This window comes from Paenibacillus ehimensis NBRC 15659 (assembly GCF_004000785.1).
Lineage (GTDB): Bacteria > Bacillota > Bacilli > Paenibacillales > NBRC-103111 > Paenibacillus_G > Paenibacillus_G ehimensis.
The window spans coordinates 1-1264 of sequence record NZ_BILX01000191.1; the positions used below are offsets into that span (position 1 = coordinate 1).

The following is a 1264-nucleotide window of genomic DNA, read 5'->3' on the forward strand; positions in this document are numbered from 1 at the left end:
ACTACTGTCAATAGATTGGACACACAGAATCGAGAGAATTACGCAGCAAGTCGGTACATACGTTCGTATTGATTGGGTGTAAAATACCCAATAGAGGAATGGATTCGTTTTCCATTGTAGAAGCACGTTATATACTCAAAAATCCGTTCTCTAGCTTCTTTGCGGGTCTTGAACTTCTCCAAATAAACGAGCTCTTTCTTCAGCACGCTGTGGAACGATTCGATACAAGCGTTATCGTAGCAATTCCCTTTACGACTCATGCTGCCTTTCATCTTATATGTTTTAAGCCGCTCCTGATACTCTAAAGAAGCATATTGACTGCCTCGATCAGAGTGGTGGAGAACTTCGCCACGTGGCTTCTGAAGCCGATAGGCTTGATCTAGCGCCTTTATCACAAGTGACTTGGTCATGCGTTCATCCATATGAAACCCTACGATTTTACGGCTATATAAGTCCATGACGCTCGCTAAATAAAGCCAGCCCTCATCGGTTGGGATGTATGTGATGTCTGTCATCCAGACCTGATTGGGCGCACTCGTTTGAAATTGTTGATTCAGCACATTCGCGGCTACCGGCAAGTTATGCTTGGAATTCGTTGTTGCTTTGTATTTCTTGACCGTCCGGGATTTAAGGCCAAGCTCTTTCATGATTCGAGCAACGGTTTTCTCAGCTACCTGAGCGCCCTGTTTCTTCAGGACTTCCCAGATTTTCTTGCTTCCATAAAGACGCCTATGGTCAAAAAAGATGCGGCGAATCTGCTTTTTAAGCCGCTCATGGCGTTTACTTCGCCCGCTTTCTTTCCGCCGGGTCCAATCATAATAACCGCTTCGGGAGATTCCAAATACGGCGCACATCTTCGCAACACGGAGCTTGAAGCGGTGATCGTGGATGAATTTATAGATCAGCGCCGGTCTTTTGCGAAGTAGTGCATCGCCTTTTTTAGGATTTCATTCTCCTCTTCCAGATCACGAATCCGTTTCTGAAGATCACGCATGGCCTTATCTTCCGGCTTTAGTTGTCCACTGCCGGGAAACGCCCCGCTGCCATCCTGTTTAAACTCGGCGATCCAGCGGTAGATCGTATTCTCATGTAGACCCATTTCACGGGCTACCTGCGCCACCGACTTCCCATCTTCTTGAACAAGTCGAACAGTTTGAAGTTTGAATTCTTTGTCGTATTTTTTCGTCATGTCGGACACCTCGATTATGAATGCTTTTATTTTCGCACTCTCGGTTCTTCGTGTCCAATATTGAGTCTAGCACCA

General features: G+C 46.0%; 1 protein-coding gene. It reads right to left on the reverse strand.

Features of this window, described 5'->3' with window-relative positions:
* Nucleotides 1-38: 38 nt before the first annotated feature.
* Nucleotides 39-1189, reverse strand: a protein-coding gene (locus PEH01S_RS34275; protein WP_281281568.1) for an IS3 family transposase whose coding sequence is annotated in 2 segments (ribosomal slippage) — nucleotides 39-934 and nucleotides 934-1189 — 1152 coding nt in all. Because the reading frame shifts where the segments join, the coding sequence is not laid out codon by codon here.
* Nucleotides 1190-1264 lie beyond the last annotated feature (75 nt).